The sequence below is a fragment of the Ochrobactrum teleogrylli genome (assembly GCF_037482325.1).
GTDB lineage: Bacteria > Pseudomonadota > Alphaproteobacteria > Rhizobiales > Rhizobiaceae > Brucella > Brucella teleogrylli.
In genome coordinates this window covers 1,817,656-1,839,140 of the sequence record NZ_JBBHKQ010000001.1, presented here as the reverse complement: position 1 = coordinate 1,839,140, position 21,485 = coordinate 1,817,656, and the positions used below count along the sequence as shown (strand labels likewise).

Below are 21,485 nucleotides of genomic sequence, written 5' to 3'. Positions count from 1 at the left end.
TTAGAAGCCTCACGATACAAGCACGCATGATCATGAACCACCCGCAATCGTTGGCGGGACTGGATAAGGACGAATAGAATGTCGAATACCGTTTCCATGCAATTCCCCGATGGTTCCGTACGGGACTATGATGCGTCGACCACCGGCACTGCACTCGCGGAATCAATCTCCAAATCTCTCGCAAAAAAGGCGGTGGCCTATGCCGTCGACGGCACCGTGCGCGATCTTTCTGATCCGCTTGGCGCTTCCGGCAAGATCGAGATTCTGACCCGCGAAGATCCGCGCGCGCTCGAACTGATCCGCCACGACACGGCGCACGTCCTGGCTGAAGCCGTTCAGGAGCTTTTTCCGGGCACCCAGGTTACCATCGGCCCCGTCATCGAAAACGGCTTCTATTACGACTTTGCGCGTAATGAACCGTTTACCCCGGACGACCTTCCGGTGATCGAAAAGAAGATGCGCGAGATCATTCAGCGCAACAAGCCGTTCACCAAGGAAATCTGGTCGCGTGACAAGGCCAGGCAGGTTTTTGCCGACAAGGGCGAAGCCTATAAGGTCGAACTCGTCGATGCGATTCCGGAAGGTCAGGACCTCAAGATCTATTACCAGGGTGACTGGTTCGATCTTTGCCGTGGTCCGCATATGGCTTCCACCGGCCAGATCGGCAATTCCTTCAAGCTGATGAAGGTTGCCGGTGCTTACTGGCGCGGTGATTCCAACAATCCGATGCTGACCCGCATCTATGGCACCGCCTTCGCCAACGACAACGACCTTCAGGCCTATCTGCATATGCTTGAAGAGGCTGAGAAGCGCGATCACCGTCGTCTTGGCCGCGAAATGGACCTGTTCCATTTTCAGGAAGAAGGTCCGGGCGTCGTGTTCTGGCATGCCAAGGGCTGGAAAATGTTCCAGAATCTGGTGAGCTATATGCGCCGTCGCCTCGACAGCCACGGCTATCAGGAAGTCAACGCGCCGCAGGTCCTCGACAAGTCGCTCTGGGAAACCTCCGGTCACTGGGGCTGGTATCGCGACAACATGTTCAAGGTGACGGTTGCCGGTGACGATACCGACGACGACCGCGTCTTTGCATTGAAGCCGATGAACTGCCCAGGTCACGTGCAGATTTTCAAGCACGGCCTGAAATCCTATCGCGATCTGCCGATCAAGCTTGCCGAGTTCGGCAACGTCCATCGTTACGAGCCGTCCGGCGCTCTGCACGGCCTGATGCGCGTACGCGGCTTCACGCAGGACGACGCGCACATCTTCTGCACCGAAGAGCAGATGGCAGCGGAATGCCTGCGCATCAACGATCTCATTTTGTCGGTTTATAAGGATTTCGGCTTCGAAGGGATCACCATCAAGCTCTCGACCCGCCCTGAAAAGCGCGTCGGTTCCGACGAGCTGTGGGATCGCGCTGAGAGCGTGATGATGAAGGTTCTGGAAGAAATCGAACAGCAGTCAGACGACATCAAGACCGGCATTCTGCCGGGCGAGGGTGCGTTCTACGGACCGAAGTTCGAGTATACGCTGAAAGACGCCATTGGCCGTGAATGGCAGTGCGGCACCACGCAGGTCGATTTCAACCTGCCGGAACGTTTTGGAGCGTTCTACATCGACAAGGAATCCGACAAGCGCCAGCCGGTCATGATCCATCGCGCCATCTGCGGTTCGATGGAGCGTTTCCTGGGCATTCTGATCGAGAACTTCTCCGGTCACATGCCGCTCTGGTTCGCGCCGGTTCAGGTTGTGGTGACGACGATCACTTCGGACGCCGATGATTATGCGGTCGAAACAGCCGCCAAGCTGAAGGCTGCCGGTTTGCAGGTCGTCACCGATCTGCGCAACGAGAAGATCAACTACAAGGTTCGCGAACATTCGCTCCAGAAGGTTCCAGTCATTCTCGTTTGCGGTAAGCGCGAAGCGGAAGAACAGACGGTCAATATGCGCCGCCTCGGCTCTCGCGATCAGGAATCGATGACGCTTGATGAGGCTATTGCCCGTCTGACCGAAGAGGCCACCCCGCCGGATTTGATCCGTCTCAAGAATGGCGGCAAATAACAAACGCCTCGCTCCAAACAAAAAGACCGCGCCTTAGCGCGGTCTTTTTTATCTCAGCGGAATTTAGAATCTCAGTCGAGGCTGTCGTCAGATGCCTCAGATTCCTTGTTGGCAATGACTTCGACTTCTTCGTTTTTTCCAGACGTAACCTTGAAATCCCGCTGATAGATGCGGTCTTTGTTCTTTGCGACGGCGACATAATCGCCCTCGATCAGCACCAGCGAGGAATAGGCACCCACACTTTCGCGCACCACATCGCCCGAGGCGTTGAGAACGGACCACGACGTGTCGGCCAGCGCTTCACCGCCCCGTTCGCGCACGAGCTTGAGGGTCATTTCCGCAGCACGATGCTCGACCGTGGCTTCGGTGAGTTTGCCTGCTTCGACACGAATATCGGCACGGATGATCGCATTGGCCGAACCATAGTTGGAAACGACGTGGTAGGTGCCGCTATTGAGCCTGATGATCGCATTGGGCTTCACATCGGGAACGATCAAGGAACGATCACTATTGTCTTCGTCCGCATAGATCGAGAACCGCAGCAGATCATTGTTAATCTTGCTTTTGTCGGGCAGAACCGCACTCAGCTTCATCCCGCCCGCATCGAGCATCATGAGTTCCTGTCGGGCGTTGCCACCAAGCGTAATGCGCTTGGTTGCGCCAGCGCGCCCATAGGCCACATGAACGAGGTAACTTCCCTCCGGCAGATTGAAGACAGCGCTTCCGCCCTGTGCACTGGCGATCAGCGGCAATTGTCCGTCTGGCCCGACATTGGGAGAGAAAACGCGCCAGACCAAACCCGTTGGTATGTCGCTGCCATCATCCACGAGGCGTGCCTTGAGATCCAGTTCACTGGTTTTCATCAAGGGATTGTTTTCCGGGCTCGTCGGTGACGCATAGGGGCTGAGCGTTGGCAGATCAAGCGGCGGTTCAGGCAGGTTCAATCCACTGCTTGCCTCGGCAGCAGGATCGAGACCCTGCGCCCATGCGGGTACACCCGGAATCGCGGATAGCAGTGCGACAGCAACCCATTTGCCGCGAAAGTATCGGGATATTTGAACGCAAGGCAGAAGTTTGAAAACCGACATAGCTTTTTTGATCCCATGCCGGTGTCGAATTCAAGGCCAAATCGTTTCTGCCACCGGCATTTTTTTAACCATGGCTGTGCTGCGGTTTGCCAGAGTTTTGACTTTACACCGCCCCTGTGACGGGCGAGAAGAGGCGGCCCTCTCTAAACCGGAGTGGCAGTTCAGGTTTTAGCAAGTTCCAGTCGTGAGGTTTCCCGTGGCGCATCCGGTGTTCGATTTTCTAGCTCAGCGTAGTTCCACGCCGATTTCCGCAATCGGCGCTCCGGCACCGGAAGGTGAAGAACTGGCCGAACTGCTCAAGGTCGCGGCCCGCGTTCCCGATCATGGCCGCCTCACGCCCTGGCGCTTCATTTTGTACCGCGGCGATGCTCGCAAGCGGGTAGGGGAGTTGCTGGTCAAGCGCGCCGAAGAGCGCGAAGGCCCACTGCCGGAAGGCCGCAAGGAGCAGGAATTGACCCGATTCTCGCGCGCGCCGCTGGTGATCGGCATTATATCGTCCCCAGTGGGACATGAGCGCATTCCGGAATGGGAGCAGTTCCTGTCGGCTGGCGCCGTTGCGATGAACCTCTGCATTGCCGCCAATGCGCTCGGCTATGCCACCAACTGGATCACCAACTGGTATTCAAATGACGCGCCGTCCCGCGCGTTTCTCGGTCTCGCGCCGAATGAACGCGTGGCTGGTTTCGTTCATATTGGTACAGCCGAAAACAAGATGCCAGAGCGCCCCCGCGCTGATATGGACAAGATCGTTTCCGACTATTCCGGCCCGTGGGCGGGATAAGTTATCACCTTAAAATCATTTCCTAACACAAGGAAATATCGATGTTTTATGAGCCGAAAGAGGGGCATCCGCTGCCCCATAATCCCTTCAAGGCAATTGTCGCGCCGCGTCCAATAGGCTGGATCGGCACATGTTCGAAAGACGGCGCGGTCAATCTCGCTCCATACTCGTTCTTTAACGCGATCTGCGACACGCCGCCGATGGTGATGTTTTCGTCCAGTGGCATCAAGGACAGCGTGACGTTTATCGAGGAAACGGGCGAGTTCACGGCCAATCTGGTGAGCGACCATCTCAAGACGCATATGAATGCGTCATCCGTCGACGCACCGCGTGGTGTCAGCGAGTTCGACTATGCCGGATTGACCCGCGCATCGTCGAAAATCATCGCCGCTCCGCGTGTCAAGGAAGCCTACGCGTCACTGGAATGTGTCGCCGTGGACATCCGGCGATTGCAGGACAAGGAAGGCCAGCCGACCAATAACTATATGGTCATCGGGGAAGTCGTCGGCGTCCATATCGATGAAAGCATTCTGACCGACGGCCTTGTCGATATCGCCAAGGTAAAACCGGTAACCCGGCTTGGTTATATGGATTACGCCACGACGGAGAGCGTCTATCAGATGTTCCGGCCAAAATGGAAAGACAAGTAAGAGGGGTTTGTTAAAGCCCCTTTTTCTTGGCTTCGGTCCAGATATCTTCCATTTCCTCAAGGCTTGCTGAATCGAGGCTGTTTCCTGCCTCATCCAGCGTCTTTTCGATGAAATGGAAGCGCCGCTTGAACTTCTCATTGGCAGAAATCAGCGCCGTTTCTGCGTCAATCTCAAGGTGACGGCCCAGATTGACCATGGCGAAGAGCAGGTCGCCATATTCTTCCGCGATATTGGCTTTGTCCTGTGCGGCCATCGCTTCCTTGAGCTCGGCGGTTTCTTCCGAAATCTTGTCGAGAATCGGTGCCGCCTCAGACCAGTCAAAGCCAACTTTTGCTGCTTTCTGCTGCAATTTCAAAGCGCGGACGAGGGCAGGGAAGGCGTTCGGTATATCGTCAAGAAAACCGTTGCTCTCGCTCGTATCAAGCCCGAGATTGGCGCGGCGTTCCGCACGCTCCGCCTTCTCTTCCGCCTTGATCCGGTTCCACGAACCCTTGGCCATACCGGCGCTTCGGGCTTCCGCATCGCCAAAGACATGCGGGTGGCGGCGGATCATCTTATGGGTGATCGCCTCCACCACATTGCCGAAATCGAAGCTGCCTTGCTCTTCAGCCATCCGCGCATGGAAAACCACTTGCAGCAGAAGATCGCCCAGTTCCTCGCGCAGATCGTCCATATCGTCGCGCTCGATGGCGTCGAGAACCTCGTAGGCTTCTTCCAGCGTATATGGCATGATCGAGCGGAAGTTCTGCTCCACATCCCAGGGGCAGCCGGTTTCCGGATTTCGAAGGGCGGCCATAATTTCGAGCAGGCGGTCGATATTGCGGGAAGGGGTCATCTGCGCTCCATCGAACTTCGTTAATACCGTTGCCAGTTGCTCCCAAAGAATCATCTGGAACGGGTTGAAGTCCGTTGCCGATTTTGCATAGTCAGCTCGGGATCGCACATCGGGGCGGCATGTTCAACAAGTGGATACTTGATCAATGACAATTCTTGTGACTGGCGGTGCCGGCTATATCGGCTCTCATACCTGCGTTCAGCTGATCGAGGCAGGCCATGAAGTGGTCGTGGTCGACAATTTCGACAACAGTAACCCGGAAGCCCTTCACCGGATCGAAAAAATCACCGGTCGCGCGCCCATTCGCGAGCCGGGCGACATTCGCGACCGCGCGCTTCTGGAGCAGATCATCACCCGTCACAAATGCACGGCGGTGATCCATTTTGCGGGCCTGAAGGCTGTCGGAGAATCAAGTGAAAAGCCGCTGCATTATTATGACTGCAATGTGCTGGGCACGCTGCGGCTGTTGCAGGCGATGGAGGCCACCGGCGTCAAAACGCTGGTCTTCTCATCCTCCGCCACCGTCTATGGCGATCCGCAGAAGCTGCCGATCACCGAGGACCAGCAGCTTTCCGCGACCAATCCCTATGGTCGTACCAAGCTGATCATCGAAGAAATGCTGCGCGATCTCTATAACAGCGACAACAGCTGGAGGATCGCCATTCTGCGTTACTTCAATCCCGTCGGCGCGCATGAAAGCGGCCTGATTGGCGAAGACCCGAAAGGCATTCCGAACAATCTGATGCCGATCATCGCCCAGGTTGCAACTGGACGCCGGGAAAAGCTCAACATCTGGGGCAATGACTATGCGACACCGGATGGCACGGGCGTCCGCGATTACATCCACGTGGTCGATCTGGCCGCTGGACACCTCAAGGCTCTGAAAAAGCTGGACGAGCCGAAATGCTTCGCCGTCAATCTCGGCACAGGGCAGGGCTACAGCGTCCTCGATGTCGTCAAGGCGTTCGAGCACGTCTCCAACCGCCAGATTCATTACGAAATCGCACCGCGTCGTCCGGGCGACGTTGCCGAATGCTACGCCGATCCGACTTTTGCCAATGATTTCCTCGACTGGTCGGCTGAAAAGAACTTGCGCGAGATGTGTCAGGACATGTGGAACTGGCAGGCAAAAAATCCCAATGGATACGAATAGATCGGCGTCACGCGCTCATCGCAAGTAAATCCCGGAAAAGTGAAGCAGACGGGTCTGTTTTCGATCCACCAATGGTTGAAAACAGGCCCGATGCGTTTAATAAACAGGCCCCGCAAAATGGGCTTATGTCCCTGAATATCCCTGTTTCATGGATACGAAACGGCGCCCAATTTCCTAAAAGGCGCGCCGAACAAGATTGGACGAAAGAATGCGCTTCCTGCCGGATAAATTCACCACAATGTTGATCGCCACAATTCTGCTGGCATCGGTGCTCCCGGTACAGGGCGAGTTTGCCGAATGGTTCGGCATGGCGACAAAAGTGGCCGTCGGTCTTCTTTTCTTCCTGCACGGAGCGCGGTTGTCGCGCGAAGCCGTTATTTCAGGCATCACCCACTGGAAGCTGCATCTCGTGGTCTTCCTGTCCACTTTCGTGCTGTTTCCGATTCTGGGCCTCACAGCGGGATGGGTTATTCCGGGCCTCGCACAATCGGCCTTCTATACCGGCATTCTCTACATCTGCGTTCTGCCTTCGACGGTCCAGTCATCCATCGCATTCACATCGATGGCGGGTGGCAATGTGTCCGCGGCGATTGTCTCGGCTTCTGCTTCGAATATTTTCGGCATGTTTCTGACGCCACTGCTGGTGGGCTTGCTTTTTGCGGTGCAAAGCGGAGGAGGCGGCATCTCTCTTGATGCGTTTGAATCTATTCTGCTGCAATTGCTGCTGCCCTTCGTTCTGGGTCAAGTCCTGCAGCCTTGGATCGGCAATTTCATGCGGCGCAACAGCAAGCCGCTCAGCTTCGTGGATCGCGGTTCGATCCTGATGGTCGTCTATCTGGCTTTCAGCGAAGCCATCGTGGAAGGCCTTTGGAAATCGGTCTCCTGGGACGATCTGGTGATGATGGTCGGCGTCAACATCGTGCTGCTGATTGCCGTCCTGTTGATTACCTGGTACGGCAGCAAGCGACTGGGCTTCAATCGCGCTGATTGCATAACCATCCTGTTTTGCGGCTCCAAGAAAAGCCTTGCCAGTGGTGCGCCGATGGCTAGTGCCATTTTCGCGAGCGCCAATGTGGGCAGTATTGTGCTACCATTGATGCTGTTTCATCAGATACAGCTTATGGCTTGCGCGGTGATTGCGCGAAAACTGGCCGATCATAAATAAGCTGCACGACCATCAGACTTTGAAAAGGCATACGACAATGGCGCAGACCGACGACAAATCCTTCGATGAGGACGCTCTGGCGGAAGCCTATGATCGTGCGCTTGCGCTTGAAAAGGCTGGCGATTTCGACGGCGCTGCTAAGGCCTATGAAGAAGTTCTGGCCATCGATCCCGACGACCATGGCGGCGCTACCGTGCGGCTGGCCAGCATGGGACGCGGCGCTGTTCCACTGAAAGCGCCAGATGCTTATGTGGCAACATTATTCGACCAGCACGCGGAAATGTTCGACACAATTCTCGTGGACCAGCTTGGTTACGACGTGCCGCTGCAATTGCGCGAAATATTGCTGGAGATCGACGACGAGTTTCATCGTGATCGTATGCTTGATCTTGGTTGCGGCACGGGCCTTTCCGCCGATGCGCTCGACGACATGGCGACGCACAAGACCGGTGTGGACATTTCTGAAAACATGATCGAAGTCGCTTTTGAAAAAGGTGATTACGACGCGCTGTTCGTGGGCGAAGCGGTACGCTTTCTGGAAACCACAGCCGAGGACAACTGGGACCTGATCGTGGCAACCGACGTGCTGCCTTATATGGGCGAACTGGATCGGTTCTTTGCAGGCGTGGCGACGCAACTGGAGCCGGACGGCTATTTTGGCTTCTCCAGTGAAACGCAGGACGATACGCGCTTTGCGGGCCGGGCGTTTATGGTCGGCGATTATCAGCGTTTCGCGCATGCAAAATCATACGTGACAGCAATGCTGGATGCGCACGGCATGGACTGCATCCGCTGTGAAAACATCACCGTGCGTAGCGAACAAGGATCGCCGGTTCCCGGACATCTTTACGTCGCGCGACGTCGCTGACATTTCGATCCAGCGTGGTTGAACTGAACCACGCTAGATCGCTTGATGACGGTTGGCGTAATTGTCTGGTTCATCGAATAGTCGTGGAGCTGGACGTGCTTTCACATCGCCGTTTCATGAACATGATTGTTCCATAATGTAAATTATGTGATCGACATATATAACAGCAATATACAGATGCGACAGATGGGCAAGATAGAGATGCGACATTTTTAGGTCGCGTGCCCTGTTCAGATCGAACGAGGAAAGGAAGACTGGGCGGCTCTTCACACGTATCCGTTTAGAGAGTTGCCATGTCTTGTTTGATTACGATGTCGCAGAAAGAACTCAATAGATTGGAAGTCATTCAGAAGATTCGAGATCGTCGTCTGACGGTTATCCAGGCGACTGCATTGCTGGATCTCAGCCGCAGCCAGATCCATCGTCTTTTACAGGCTTACGACAAGCTTGGGCATTCGGGTCTGATGTCGGGACGACGCGGACGCCCGAGCAATCGTCGTTACAGCGAGGATTTCCGGAATGCGGTGCTTGATTTGATCCGGGCTTATTATCGGGATTTTGGGCCGACACTGGCCTGTGAGAAGCTTGTCGAACGCCACCAGCTTTCGGTCAGCAAGGAGACGCTGCGGCAATGGATGACGGCGGCGGGTTTGTGGACGTTACGGCGCGAACGCAAGCGACAACTGCATCAGCCGCGCGGTCGGCGTGATTGCTTTGGTGAGCTGGTACAGATCGATGGTTCGCATCATTGGTGGTTTGAGGAGCGGGGTCCCAAATGCGCCCTCCTCGTTTATATTGACGATGCCACGGGCAAGCTCCTGCATTTGCGCTTCGCTGGATCAGAGAACACGTTTGATTATTTTCATGCGACGAAGGCCTACCTGCAGCAATGGGGCAAGCCGCTGGCCTTTTACAGTGACAAGCATGGTGTGTTTCGCACGACCCATGGTTCGCAGCAGGATCGCACGAGCGGTCTGACCCAGTTTGGCCGGGCGCTTTATGAACTCAACATCGACATTATCTGCGCCAATACCCCGCAGGCCAAAGGCCGTGTCGAGCGGGCAAACAGAACTTTGCAGGATCGTTTGGTCAAGGAATTGCGACTGCGCGGCATTGATACGATCGAAGCAGCCAATGCTTATGCGCCGGAATATATTGCAGACTTCAATGCTCGTTTTGGCAAGGAGCCGCGCAATCCTAAGGATATGCATCGACCGCTGGCCGCGCATGAGAACATCGATGGTGCGATGTGCCGGAAGGAAGTACGGACACTGTCGCAAACACTGACACTGCGTTACGACAAGGTGCTGTTCATCCTGGAGCCGACGGAGTTTGCAAAGCGGCTGGCTCGACAAAAGGTGATTGTCTGCGACTATCCGGATGGCCGTCTGGAGATCATGTATGGTACGGACACCCTGCCCTACAGAACATTCGACAAGCTTCGTTCTGTTCATCGCTCGCCTGTTGTCGAGAACAAGCGACTGGATGACATGCTTTCGATTGTGGCCGAGATGCAGGCAGGCCGGGAACTGCAACGCAGCCAGAGCGGTCCCCGTCGCACAGGTCAGACGAACCATTTGTTTGGCGTGCCTGATGGCAGTGTCGGGAACGGGTATCAGAAGCGCGAGCGCAAATCGCGCGCCGCTTACATGAACGATCCTGACGTTATCGCGCGCCGGGAGAAGGCACTGATGAGGCGGACAGCAGCCGAATAATGATCGTCAATGCACCTCAATGTCGCTTTGGGTATCCGATTCCAGCTGCAGGCAAGCTGCCCAGAGCGGCGAAGAAGCTTCAGCTGGCGGGTGATGTCGTGCATGACCCAAAGCGACGGAATGATTGTTACTAAGAAAGCTAAAGCCGAAGGGCACCTATCGACCCGCCCCCATTCCTCGCTTGCAACCCTGACCAGCCTCTCGGAATGGGGGCTGAACGTCAGCACCTGTCGCATCTCTATCTTGCTGGAGATAGCGCATCCCTATCTTGCCAAAACAAGCATGGCAGTCGGGGTACATTCTATTTTAAACTGCAACATGCCAATGAATTCATGATGTTAGCCATGGAGGAAATTGGATGTCGAATTGCTATTCACAGATCACTTTGCGTGAACGTCGCCGTCTTTTCGAGCTTAAACAGCTCAAAGTCCCTCCCGGCGATATAGCGCGGCTGATGGGTCGTCATCGCTCGACGATTTATCGCGAGATCAAGCGCAACAGCTTTCGGGACACGGAGATACCAGACTATAATGGCTATCATAGCGTTGTTGCCGACAACATCAGCAAAGACCGGAGAACACGGTTGCGCAAGCTCAGACGTTATCCAGAGCTGCGCAAGTTTGTCATTGAACAATTGGAAGCCCATTGGTCGCCGGAACAGATCTGCGGCCGATTTGGTTAGCCATGGTGTGAGCGCGATACGTCTGTGTGCAGAAACAATCTATCGCTTCATCTATTCAAAGGAAGAATACGCTCTGAAGCTGTATGAACATCTTGCCGAGATGCGAACAAAACGCTGCCCACGCGGCACCAGACGATTGCGCAGTTCCCGCATTCCAGAAGCGTTTCGCATTCATCAACGCCCTGATTTTATTGGCAGTCGTCTGCAATTTGGGAACTGGGAAGGTGATTTGATTATCTTTGAGCGAGACCTTGGAGAAGCCAATCTCATGACGCTTGTTGAACGCAAAAGTCTTTATTGCGTCATCATCAAAAACAACAGTCGGCACTCAAAGCCTATCATGAACAAAATCATTCAGACCTTTGCAGCACTGCCTTATCACGCACGCCGCAGTTTTACCTTTGACCGTGGTTCCGAGTTCATGGGGTATAGGGCTTTGGAAGATGGTATGGGGGCCAGAAGCTGGTTTTGTGATCCAAACTCGCCATGGCAAAAAGGTGCTATTGAGAACATCAACAAGCGCATCCGACGCTACTTACCCAGCAACACTGACCTGACGCAGGTCAACCAGGCGCAGTTGACTGCCCTCGCCCATGATCTTAACGCAACCCCGCGCAAGTGTCTTGGATTCAAGACACCCGCTGAAGTGTTCGCCTCCCTTTTGCAGGAAGCAGCATAATCAGATATGCCTCATCAACGGCATGATGCACTTGGGATAGCTTTTCCATCGGGGCAGCCTAGGCTGCCCCGTTGAATCCTGCTTGGCGGGTGTTCGTTACTTTGCCTGTGTGAAGAGATTGCGGAACTGGCGCGGCTGTGAACGCAGAAACTGGGAAGCCGCCTCAATGGTTTCGCCGAAATGCGCCGCCGCATGCCACGGCCAGCGCGGATCATAGAGAACCGTGCGTGCAAGTCCGATCAGATCAGCATCACCGGTGGCCAGAATGGCTTCTGCCTGCTCGAAATCGGTAATCAGACCGACAGCAACGACGGGAATATTGACAGCCGATTTCACAGCGCGCGCCAGCGGCACCTGATAGCTCGGGCCGACTGGTATTTTCTGTGCCGCATCAAGGCCGCCGCTCGAAACGTGAATTGCTGCACAACCTCTTGCGGCCAAAGCTTGCGAGAACGCCACGGTCTGCTCTATATCCCAACCGCCTTCGACCCAGTCCGTTCCGGAAACGCGCATGGTGACCGGACGATCTGCCGGAAACGCTGCGCGTACAGCGTCGAACACTTCCAGCGGAAAACGCAGACGGTTTTCCAGCGAGCCGCCATATTCATCGTCGCGCTTGTTCGAGAGCGGCGACAGGAATTCATGCAAAAGGTAACCGTGGGCTCCGTGCACCTGGATTGCATCGAGGCCAAGCCGCGCCGAGCGTTTGGCAGCGCTTACAAATGCATCGCGGATGCGCTTCAGCTCGTCTTTATCCATCGCTGTCGGAGCATTGTCAGCGGGATTGAACGCCACGGCTGACGGCGCAATGGTCTGCCACCCGTTCTCATGCTGCGGCGCAATCTGGCGTCCACCTTGCCATGGCAAATCAGTGGATGCCTTTCGGCCTGCATGCGCAAGCTGTATGGCGATGGGCATGGATGACCAGCGACGAATACCGTCGAGCGTCCGTTCCAGCGCGGCTTCGGTTTCATCGGAATAAAGCCCGACATCCGCATAACTGATCCGGCCTTCAGGGCTGACTGCCGTTGCCTCAATCGTCAACAGCCCTGCTCCGGATTGAGCGAGACTACCGAGATGCATCAGATGCCAATCGGTCGTTTTGCCGTCTTCAGCCGAATATTGGCACATCGGGGCAATGACAATGCGGTTTTTCAGATGCAAACCGCCCACGTCCAAAGGAGAAAATAGCTTCGTCTGGCTCATTAGCTCGCGCGCCTCTTATTGAAATCGATCTGACAATGCCCTCTGACAGAGGGTTCGTCATCACACTTATCACAAGCTTATTTTCATTTTCATTGGCTAAAACGCCCCATAAGTTCAATAAAATTGAAGCATGGAATGCGCCGTTGGGAACAGTATTTCTGGTTTCGCCGCGCCAAATTTTATTCGCGAATTAATACTTTTCCGACGATTTACAACTAAGAACAGGCCATTGTGGATCGGGGGGATACCATGGCCTGGAAATTTATGCTGGCGACAGCCGTTATGGCGGTTGCGCGTACTATGCCAAATGTCTTTAAGCCTAATATTTTTAACACACCGGCGAAGCCTGCGCTCATTGCCGATAATGCATTCGACATGGAGCTGAAATCCGCGCCGATTAATCCTGAATGGATACTGGCTGGATCGCCAAAGGCACGTTCATGCGAACAATCCGCCAGCGGCGACCGCGCGGCTTTCACTGCGATCTGGGATTGTACAGCGGGCGAATTCCGTTGGTATTTCGGCTGGGATGAAACGGTTTATATTCTCGAAGGCGAGGTGCATGTCACCGATGCCGACGGAAAACATCGAACGCTGAAAGCCGGTGATGTGGGCTATTTCCGCGGTGGAACATGGGCCACCTGGAAGATCGAACGCTACCTGAAGAAAGTCGCTTTCATGCGACGTACCCTTCCCGCACCGGCCTCCACTATTTATCGCATCAGCGATGCGTTGCGGAATCGGGTTGCGCGATTGTGAAGCTCCAGTCGCGTTGACGGGGCGTGCGGCTATTCTATATAAACGATGCGCATGATGGGAATGGGGTTCTCCCGAAACCGCCGCTTCTGGCTGATGACTCCTGATCGAATTGACAACAGGAACGCAATGCCTCGATAGCGGGAAGCTGTCGGGGCTGTGGGTTATCCCTGCCCGACTTTCTCCAGCAGGCATTTCGTTCCGCAATTTTGACAGGTGAATTATGCAAGCAACCATCATGGTGGCGCTCGGCGGCGCAATCGGAAGTGTAGCGCGTTACTGGCTCGCGCTTTTGATGTTGCCGGTCAGTCGCGACCTTCCTTGGGGCACAATCGTCATCAATATAGCCGGATCGTTTGCGATTTCCTTTTTTGGTGCGCTGACACTTGAACAGGGGCGCTTTGCGGTGCCGGAAATCTGGCGTCTCGCCTTCATGGTCGGCGTGTGCGGCGGCTTCACCACATTTTCTTCATTCAGCCTGCAAACGCTGGATCTCCTGCGAGCAGGCCAGGCCGGCAAAGCTCTGCTCAATATCGGCATTTCGGTTATCCTTTGCCTCATTGCGGTCTGGCTTGGCTTCCTTGCCGCGCAACAGATCAACAGCGGTTCCCAACAGATCGCACAAACTGCCGTCGAGGAAGAAGGGTCGTAGGCGACCAGATTCGAGGTGCCGAGGATTTAGTTTCTTAACATTGATGAATGCGGGCCTATATCTCCCCATGTAACAATGGAAAATGGAGAGAACCAATGCGTTTGATGCTTACCGTTCTGGCATTTGCAACAACCTGTGGTCTGGCGTCAGCCGCCGCCCCTGAAGGTCAAAAACTTTCTGAAATCATTTCGAAGATCGAGCAAACCTCGGACGTGTCATATGTCGATGAAGTCGATTGGAATGATCGTGGCTATTATGAGATCGAGTATTTCATGAAGAACGGCGCGAAAGTCGAAATCAAAATCGATCCAAAGACCGGAGAATCGATCAAATAAGGTCTTGGAAAAGTGGTGAGCGCGCAGGGATTCGAACCCTGGACCTACTGATTAAAAGTCAGTTGCTCTACCGGCTGAGCTACGCGCTCCCTGAGGAACAAATCGTCCCTGGAAGTGCGGCGGAACATAAGGGCGAGTTTTCGAATGGTCAACACCATAAAATCACGTTTCTCCAACATAAATTCAAAAAATCCTGTCAACTGCACGTAATCCCGCGCCATAGCGAAACGAGACTGGCTTCAATCAGCGCAAGCTGATGGTTTTTAGCTGCCTTTGCAAAAGAAAAGCCGCCCCGAAGGGCGGCTTCCTATTCATAGAGGTCGAATCTATCAGCGATACGGTGAATAGCACTGCTGGCGCGGACCGTTGTAAGGCTGGAACGTATTGTCCGAGCTGCGGTAGGACCGGTAACGGTCATAGCACCATTCCACATGAGACGTGTTGTAGGCCGGTGCGCGATAGACCGGTGGAGGTGGCGGCGGTGGAGCCGCGATAGCCCCGCCAATGATTGCGCCCGCACCGAAGGCCGCAAGCGGATACCACCAGCCGTCGCTGTGGCGGCGATAGCCATGGCGGTAGTAGTTATAGCCGCGATGGCCGTTCCAATAGCCCGGCCCCGGACGATAACCGCCGCCATGCCAGCCCGGACGTGGTCCATGGCGGTAACCGTTCCAATGTCCGCCGCGGCCTCTCCAGTGGTCGCGAACCTGCTGGATGTTTTCGTTGGCGACAGCTGGAGCCGAAGGCATGACCGGCGCCGCAGCTGCGGGTGCGATGGCGCCGATCAGAAATGTCGCGCCAATCGTTCCGGCCAGCAATGCCTTGCCAGACCAAAAACTTGTAAGGTTGCTCTTCATTATGCTTCTCCTTTTCAGGTGCATGCATCATGAAGTCTCCCACATGAATGCACCCTGAATATGACTAGCAATCATATCAAATTTCAAGCCGAACGCAATTTACCTCATATATTTCAGCAATTTACTATGAAGTATGAAACGGCGAAATTAACTGGCCAATACCATAAAAACAACACCACAGCGGCTTCGATGGCTTTTTCGACCCTGAATTTCCCCGAGCAGCGCCGTTCGCAGGCAAATTCGCGCATCAACGACATAAGGCATTGAGTTCCGCCGAGCACACCTTATAGAACCTGAAGAAAGCTGCAGAATCCTGTTCCCCATTTCAACCGGTCTTGGCCGGTAACGATGGTTGCTGGAACTGGCAGCGCTTGGCGGGATTTTGGATATGGGTGGTGCGGCCTTGTTGAACGATGCAACGCGGTGGGGATCTCAAACAGGCCTTGGGGCGACCGAAGAGGAATGGGTAGAGCTGGTCTCGCACCTGTCTGAAGACCAGTCGCGGCTTTTGTCCGATCTGGTCGAGCAGCACAAACAGAGCTTCGTGGACATCTTTTATAGCCGCCTGATGCAAAATCGCGAGGCGGCGGTCTTCCTGTCGCAAACTGTCGTGCATGATCGTCTGCAACATTCGCTCAGCGACTGGCTCGTGCATCTTCTGGTGAGTCGTCCCACGGATGTAGCCGCTTTCGTGCAGGAACAGCGCAAGATTGGCGAGGTTCATGCGCGTATTCAGGTGCCGATCCATATCGTCATGCAGGGCGCACGGCTGCTGAAAAACGAAATCATCCGCCAGTTGAAGAAGACTGTGCCGGAGCGCGATGCGCTGGCTCGGCTGATCGTGCATGTCAGCAATGCGGTCGATATTGCCATTGAAATCATGAGTCAGGCCTTCGTCAAAGACGCGCGCAAAAGCGCCCAGACGGACGAAGCATATCGCGCCTTCACGCTAAGCCACGACATTCCACTCGAACGGGAATCGCAACGCGCCGCCCTGATGGAATGGAGCCAATCTCTGTTGTTCAACCTTTATGGCAACAACGACAGCCCACTGCTCTTGCTCGGCAGCTCGGATTTCGGCCTGTGGCTGCAGCACAAGGCTGACATGCTGTTTTCCGGTTCGGCAACGCTTGAGCGCCTGCGTCAGACTGTCAGCCTCATTGATTATGAATTATTGCCAGCTTTGAATGCGGCGCGCAAAAGTGACCCGGCAGAGCTTCCAGCTGCGATGGCCGAGTTTCAGACAAGGATTGGCGAAGCGAAGTTTCTGCTGGCGGAATTGTTTCAGGCCGCAGCAACGATGGAGACAGGCCGTGATCCACTGACACGCGCCCTGAACCGCCGTTTTCTGCCGCCTATTCTGACCCGCGAAATCCGCATGGCCTCACAGAAAGGACTCGATCTCAGCATTTTGATGGTTGATATCGATCATTTCAAGAAGATCAACGACACCCATGGGCATGGCGGTGGCGACGCCGTATTGCAGCAGGTCGCGGAAACGATTCTGGCCCATTGCCGTCCGGGAGATTTTGTTTTCCGCTATGGCGGGGAAGAGTTTCTGGTCGCGCTCGTCGAAACCGACGAACACAGGGCCTTTGGTATTGGCGAAGAGCTGCGTAAGCTGGTCGAGCAACAGACATTCAATCTGACCAATGGCACGGTGGACACCGTGACACTTTCCATCGGCATCGCCACATTCAACGGCCATCCGGACTATACGCATCTGGTCGACGCCGCCGATCAGGCGCTCTATCGGGCCAAGCAGGCTGGCCGCAATCGCTGCGAAACGGAAGTGCCGCTCGCGGTTCAGTGAAGAGCAGAGGCATTTTGACATCTGGAAACGGGCGCTGAAAACCGCCATATGCTGCCATCATGACCAACTCTGCCTCACTTATGGATAGTTCCTCCAAGCCGCAACGCGACGCGCTCAACGTGCAGTTTCTGCCTATGGACGCCGATGCGCCGCCGGTGGAATGGCTCGTGGCGGATGGGCTTACCGATTACGAGGAAGCGCTCGCCTTCATGGAAGCGCGGGTGCAGGCCATTCGTGAAGGCACGGCAAACGAACTTGTCTGGCTGGTAGAGCATCCTCCCCTTTATACGGCTGGGACGAGCGCGCGGGCGGAAGATTTGCTGACGCCCGACAGCCTGCCGGTGTTCAACACAGGGCGCGGTGGCGAATATACCTATCACGGTCCGGGCCAGCGTGTGGCCTATGTGATGCTGGATTTGAAGCGCCGGCGCGAAGACGTGCGCGCTTTCGTGGCTGCACTGGAACAATGGATCATTGAAAGCCTCGCCGAATTCAACGTGAAGGGCGAGCGCCGCGAAGATCGCGTCGGTGTCTGGGTGATGCGCCCTGAAAAGCCCCGCCTTGCCAATGGCGACATGTGCGAGGACAAGATTGCCGCTATCGGCATTCGTCTGCGCCGCTGGGTCAGCTTTCATGGCATCGCCATCAATGTGGAGCCGAATCTCGGCCATTACGGCGGCATCGTGCCGTGCGGCATTTCAGAACACGGCGTCACGAGCCTTGTTGATCTCGGCCTGCCCGTGACCTTGGGCGATATGGATGTGGCGCTCGGCAAAGCGTTCGAAAACGTATTCGGTCGTCGCGCAGTGAAGTAAGCGTCAGGCTGCGACCTTCAGTTTGCGCTCGCGCATGAAGACATAAAAGCCCGAGCCGATGATGATCACGATGCCAAACCATTTGGATGGCGTTGGAAAATCGCCGAAGACGATCAGCCCGACCAGAACCGCATTCACGATTTCCAGATATTGAAACGGTGCCAGCATGGAAGCTGGCGCCAGTTTGAAGGCGTGCACGACCATCAAATGGCTGACCGTGCCGATAGTGCCCAAAAGCAGCAAAAGCAGCCAGGGCTGGATGCCGTTGGGCAGGCCGAAGCTCAAATCTTCGAGGCCCATGGTTGGCCCGACGAGCATGGCGAGCCCCGCAAACACCCATCCGCCAACGCCTGCGTAAAACTGCATGACGAGCGGGCTCTCCTTCGCGCCGAATTTGCGGTTTAGGATCAGATAGATCGCGAATGTCACCGCCGTCGCCAGCGGCAACAGCGACACCGCGCCGAAAATCTCGAAGCTTGGCTGGATGACGATCATCGTGCCGATGAGGCCGATACCGACCGCGCTGAATCGCCGCCAGCCAACTTTCTCCTTGAGGAAGATCGCCGAAAGCAGCGTCAAAATAAGCGGCTCTGCGAAGAATACGGCCATGGCGTCGGCAAGCGGCATATATTTGACAGCTGTGAAAAAGCAGAGGCCGCCAAAGCCCATCAGAACCCCGCGTATGAGGTTGCCCGCCAGATGCTGCGTGCGAAGTGCCGCCACCCCACCACCTGCCACAAGCAGAATGAAGAACATCAACCAGCATTGCACGAAAAAGCGCATGAACGTAACGGTTGCCGGAGGCATATTATCCATCATGGCCAGCCATTTGCCGATGGCGTCCATCAGCGGCAGCATCAGCACCGAGACGACCATAATGGCCATGCCTTTTACATGCGCTTCTACGCCGCCTGCCGCGCTGCCCTGCATTTCCCGCTCACGATTTCTTCTAAATGCTCGTTTGTTCGCTGTAGGCCAACAACGGCCCCGTTTCCATCATATTCATCGAATGAACAGCCGCTTGTTTGACTTTCGCCTTGTTTCTGGTGCAAACCGACACGACATCACACGAAATCCTTTGATAAAGCCGTGCGAAAGTGGAACGTAAGGCGAACTTCATTCGCCTTTCACGGCTGCGCATGGCATCATTCGGATGATTCGCAGACAGTATATTTTCGGTCCATGCCGGGGCAGCAAGCCGCATGGTCCTTCCTGAAATTCTGACAGAGAGCTTATCGGGTAAAGATGGACGACAGCAACGATCTCTTTTCGAGAGTGGTGAACAATGCCCGGGAGCGGCAGGTGGAACGACGCACGGAACAGAGCGCCGCGCCTCAACCCGTCGCACCGCCTGCGGCAACGCCATTGCCGTCTGCACCTGTTCAACAGGCCGCAAAGCCGGTTGCGACCAAGGCCCAGCCGGTTTCATCAGGTGGCGATGATTACAACGCCTCGTCCATCCGCGTTCTCGAAGGGCTGGAGCCGGTGCGTTTGCGCCCCGGCATGTATATCGGTGGCACCGACGAAAAGGCATTGCACCACCTGTTTGCGGAAGTCATCGATAACTCGATGGACGAAGCGGTGGCAGGCCATGCAAATTTCATCGAAGTCAGCCTCGATGCAGAAGGTTTCATCACCGTTTCCGATAATGGCCGCGGCATTCCGGTTGACGAACACCCGCAGGTGCCGGGCAAGTCCACGCTTGAAGTCATCATGACCAAGTTGCATGCGGGCGGCAAGTTCGACGGCAAGGCCTATGAAACATCGGGCGGCCTGCACGGCGTCGGCGTTTCGGTGGTCAATGCGCTGTCCGACGTGCTGGAAGTGGAAGTCGCGCGCAACCGTCGTCTCTATCGCCAGCGCTTTTCGCGCGGTATTCCGCAGGGCGGGCTGGAAGATGCAGGCGAAGTGCATAATCGTCGCGGCACACGTGTTCGCTTTCACCCGGATCCGGATATTTTCGGCAAGACGGCGCATTTCGACCCGCACCGGCTTTATCGCATGGCGCGGTCGAAGGCCTATCTGTTCGGCGGTGTCGAAATTCGCTGGAACTGCGATCCCTCGCTGCTCGACCCCAAAAAGGAAACGCCTGAAAAGGCCGTGTTCCACTTCCCCGGTGGTCTGAAGGACTATCTTCAGGCCTCCCTCGGCAAGGAACATCAGGTCACCCGCGAGCTTTTTGCTGGCAAGACCGAGAAGCAGGGCGGGCACGGCGCCGTCGAATGGGCGGTCACGTGGTATGGCGGCGACGGCTTCGTCCATTCCTATTGTAATACGATTCCGACTGCCGATGGCGGCACCCATGAGGCTGGCCTGCGCATTGCGCTGACGCGTGGTCTCAAGGCCTATGCGGAACTGACCAATAACAAGCGCGCTTCGATCATCACGACGGATGACGTCATGGTTTCGGCTGCGGGCATGTTGTCGGTCTTCATCCGCGAACCGGAATTCGTCGGTCAGACCAAGGATAAGCTGGCGACGGTGGAAGCGCAGCGAATTGTGGAAAATGCAATCCGCGATCCGTTCGACCACTGGCTCGCGGCCTCACCGCAGGAAGCCTCGCGCCTGCTCGACTGGGTGGTGGACCGAGCGGAAGAACGTCTGCGCCGTCGTCAGGAAAAGGAAACGGTGCGCAAGAGCGCAACGCGCAAGCTGCGCCTGCCCGGCAAGCTGGCCGACTGCACGCAGAATGCGGCAGCAGGTGCGGAATTGTTCATCGTCGAAGGTGACTCGGCAGGCGGTTCGGCCAAGCAGGCGCGCAATCGCGCCACGCAGGCGATCCTGCCGCTGCGCGGCAAGATTCTGAACGTCGCCAGCGCTGGCCGCGAAAAGCTGACAACAAACCAGCAGATTGCCGATCTCATTCAGGCGCTGGGTAGTGGCACGCGGAAGAATTATCGCGAAGACGATCTGCGTTATGACCGCGTGATCATCATGACCGATGCGGACGTGGACGGCGCGCATATCGCATCGCTGCTGATCACTTTCTTCTATCAGGAAATGCCGGAACTGATCCGCAACGGCCACCTTTATCTGGCCGTGCCGCCGCTTTACCGCCTGAGCCAAGGCGGCAAGACGGCTTATGCGCGTGACGACGCCCATAAAGATGAATTGCTGCGCACCATGTTTACCGGACGTGGCAAGGTGGAAATCGGTCGCTTCAAAGGTCTTGGCGAAATGCGCGCCGAGCAGTTGAAGGAAACCACGATGGACCCGAAGAAGCGCACGCTGCTGCGGGTGCAGGTGGACGAAGACTATATCGATGAAACCCGCAATACCGTCGATGAACTGATGGGAACCAAGCCGGAAGCCCGTTTCCGCTTCATCACGGATCGCGCTGCTTTCGTGGAAGAACTCGACATTTAAAGTAAGCTTAT

General features: G+C 55.7%; 20 protein-coding genes, 1 tRNA gene, 1 pseudogene and 1 riboswitch. Of the genes and pseudogenes, 15 read left to right on the top strand and 7 right to left on the bottom strand.

Annotation, left to right across the window (positions count from 1 at the left end; all coding sequences use genetic code 11):
• The first annotated feature begins 78 nt into the window (after positions 1 to 78).
• Positions 79 to 2,058 (top strand): threonine--tRNA ligase, encoded by a 1,980-nt coding sequence (thrS, locus tag WIX40_RS08605; protein ID WP_109369083.1) that lies wholly within the window; start codon positions 79 to 81, stop codon positions 2,056 to 2,058.
• Positions 2,059 to 2,129: 71 nt separating this feature from the next.
• Here thrS and WIX40_RS08600 read toward each other — a convergent pair whose 3' ends face one another.
• Positions 2,130 to 3,146: an RgsD C-terminal domain-containing protein gene (locus WIX40_RS08600; protein WP_235891999.1), complete on the bottom strand. Its 1,017-nt coding sequence runs from the start codon at positions 3,144 to 3,146 to the stop codon at positions 2,130 to 2,132.
• A 196-nt stretch (positions 3,147 to 3,342) separates the two neighbouring features.
• Here WIX40_RS08600 and WIX40_RS08595 point away from each other — a divergent pair, with 196 nt between their 5' ends.
• On the top strand, positions 3,343 to 3,927 hold the full coding sequence (locus WIX40_RS08595; RefSeq protein ID WP_140025079.1) for a nitroreductase family protein: 585 nt from the start codon (positions 3,343 to 3,345) through the stop codon (positions 3,925 to 3,927).
• A gap of 41 nt (positions 3,928 to 3,968) precedes the next feature.
• Complete coding sequence (locus WIX40_RS08590; protein ID WP_109369085.1) at positions 3,969 to 4,577, top strand: flavin reductase family protein; 609 nt, start codon at positions 3,969 to 3,971, stop codon at positions 4,575 to 4,577.
• Positions 4,578 to 4,587: 10 nt separating this feature from the next.
• Here the strand turns inward: WIX40_RS08590 and mazG are convergent, their stop codons facing one another.
• Positions 4,588 to 5,412, bottom strand: a complete 825-nt coding sequence (gene mazG, locus WIX40_RS08585; RefSeq protein ID WP_109370235.1) for a nucleoside triphosphate pyrophosphohydrolase — start codon at positions 5,410 to 5,412, stop codon at positions 4,588 to 4,590.
• Positions 5,413 to 5,557: 145 nt separating this feature from the next.
• On the opposite strand from mazG, the gene galE reads away from it, so the two are divergent.
• The 6 genes and pseudogenes from galE to WIX40_RS08555 all read left to right on the top strand — a co-directional run bounded on the left by galE (position 5,558) and on the right by WIX40_RS08555 (position 11,674).
• Entirely contained in the window at positions 5,558 to 6,565 is a 1,008-nt protein-coding gene (gene galE, locus WIX40_RS08580) for a UDP-glucose 4-epimerase GalE (RefSeq protein WP_109369086.1), read from the top strand.
• 208 nt (positions 6,566 to 6,773) lie between these two features.
• Positions 6,774 to 7,730, top strand: a complete 957-nt coding sequence (locus tag WIX40_RS08575; RefSeq protein ID WP_109369087.1) for a bile acid:sodium symporter family protein — start codon at positions 6,774 to 6,776, stop codon at positions 7,728 to 7,730.
• A 37-nt stretch (positions 7,731 to 7,767) separates the two neighbouring features.
• Entirely contained in the window at positions 7,768 to 8,598 is an 831-nt protein-coding gene (locus WIX40_RS08570) for a class I SAM-dependent methyltransferase (RefSeq protein WP_109369088.1), read from the top strand.
• Positions 8,599 to 8,891: 293 nt separating this feature from the next.
• Positions 8,892 to 10,313, top strand: a complete 1,422-nt coding sequence (locus WIX40_RS08565) for an ISNCY family transposase (protein ID WP_339438206.1) — start codon at positions 8,892 to 8,894, stop codon at positions 10,311 to 10,313.
• A gap of 102 nt (positions 10,314 to 10,415) precedes the next feature.
• Positions 10,416 to 10,649 (top strand): hypothetical protein, encoded by a 234-nt coding sequence (locus WIX40_RS08560; RefSeq protein ID WP_339439821.1) that lies wholly within the window; start codon positions 10,416 to 10,418, stop codon positions 10,647 to 10,649.
• Positions 10,650 to 10,671: 22 nt separating this feature from the next.
• Positions 10,672 to 11,674, top strand: a pseudogene (locus WIX40_RS08555) (IS30 family transposase).
• Between the two features lie 96 nt (positions 11,675 to 11,770).
• Here the strand turns inward: WIX40_RS08555 and WIX40_RS08550 are convergent.
• Positions 11,771 to 12,880, bottom strand: a complete 1,110-nt coding sequence (locus WIX40_RS08550) for an NADH:flavin oxidoreductase/NADH oxidase (protein ID WP_339439820.1) — start codon at positions 12,878 to 12,880, stop codon at positions 11,771 to 11,773.
• 249 nt (positions 12,881 to 13,129) lie between these two features.
• Between WIX40_RS08550 and WIX40_RS08545 the strand changes: the two genes are divergently transcribed.
• From WIX40_RS08545 to WIX40_RS08535, 3 genes are all read left to right on the top strand, one after another.
• On the top strand, positions 13,130 to 13,639 hold the full coding sequence (locus tag WIX40_RS08545; RefSeq protein WP_339439819.1) for a cupin domain-containing protein: 510 nt from the start codon (positions 13,130 to 13,132) through the stop codon (positions 13,637 to 13,639).
• Between the two features lie 47 nt (positions 13,640 to 13,686).
• Positions 13,687 to 13,749: riboswitch (Fluoride riboswitch) on the top strand.
• Positions 13,750 to 13,859: 110 nt separating this feature from the next.
• The gene (gene crcB, locus WIX40_RS08540; protein WP_171318857.1) at positions 13,860 to 14,288 is read left to right on the top strand and encodes a fluoride efflux transporter CrcB; all 429 of its coding nucleotides are present in this window, start codon (positions 13,860 to 13,862) and stop codon (positions 14,286 to 14,288) included.
• Positions 14,289 to 14,383: 95 nt separating this feature from the next.
• Entirely contained in the window at positions 14,384 to 14,623 is a 240-nt protein-coding gene (locus WIX40_RS08535) for a PepSY domain-containing protein (protein ID WP_121538348.1), read from the top strand.
• A gap of 13 nt (positions 14,624 to 14,636) precedes the next feature.
• On the opposite strand, the gene WIX40_RS08530 is transcribed toward WIX40_RS08535, so the two are convergent.
• Together WIX40_RS08530 and WIX40_RS08525 are read right to left on the bottom strand one after the other, a co-directional pair.
• Positions 14,637 to 14,712 (bottom strand) — tRNA-Lys (locus tag WIX40_RS08530).
• A 240-nt stretch (positions 14,713 to 14,952) separates the two neighbouring features.
• Positions 14,953 to 15,480 (bottom strand): BA14K family protein, encoded by a 528-nt coding sequence (locus WIX40_RS08525; RefSeq protein WP_140023787.1) that lies wholly within the window; start codon positions 15,478 to 15,480, stop codon positions 14,953 to 14,955.
• A 352-nt stretch (positions 15,481 to 15,832) separates the two neighbouring features.
• Between WIX40_RS08525 and WIX40_RS08520 the strand changes: the two genes are divergently transcribed.
• Both WIX40_RS08520 and lipB read left to right on the top strand, forming a co-directional pair.
• Positions 15,833 to 17,293, top strand: a complete 1,461-nt coding sequence (locus WIX40_RS08520) for a GGDEF domain-containing protein (RefSeq protein ID WP_235942947.1) — start codon at positions 15,833 to 15,835, stop codon at positions 17,291 to 17,293.
• A gap of 80 nt (positions 17,294 to 17,373) precedes the next feature.
• Positions 17,374 to 18,108 carry a lipoyl(octanoyl) transferase LipB gene (gene lipB / locus WIX40_RS08515; protein ID WP_371834146.1) on the top strand — a complete coding sequence of 245 codons (735 nt, stop codon included), beginning with the start codon at positions 17,374 to 17,376 and terminating at the stop codon, positions 18,106 to 18,108.
• Positions 18,109 to 18,111: 3 nt separating this feature from the next.
• Here the strand turns inward: lipB and WIX40_RS08510 are convergent, their stop codons facing one another.
• Both WIX40_RS08510 and WIX40_RS08505 read right to left on the bottom strand, forming a co-directional pair.
• Positions 18,112 to 19,038 (bottom strand): DMT family transporter, encoded by a 927-nt coding sequence (locus tag WIX40_RS08510; RefSeq protein ID WP_339439817.1) that lies wholly within the window; start codon positions 19,036 to 19,038, stop codon positions 18,112 to 18,114.
• 19 nt (positions 19,039 to 19,057) lie between these two features.
• Positions 19,058 to 19,312, bottom strand: a complete 255-nt coding sequence (locus WIX40_RS08505) for a hypothetical protein (protein ID WP_339439816.1) — start codon at positions 19,310 to 19,312, stop codon at positions 19,058 to 19,060.
• Positions 19,313 to 19,353: 41 nt separating this feature from the next.
• Here WIX40_RS08505 and parE point away from each other — a divergent pair, with 41 nt between their 5' ends.
• Entirely contained in the window at positions 19,354 to 21,474 is a 2,121-nt protein-coding gene (gene parE, locus WIX40_RS08500; RefSeq protein ID WP_339439815.1) for a DNA topoisomerase IV subunit B, read from the top strand.
• The last annotated feature ends 11 nt before the right edge of the window (positions 21,475 to 21,485 follow it).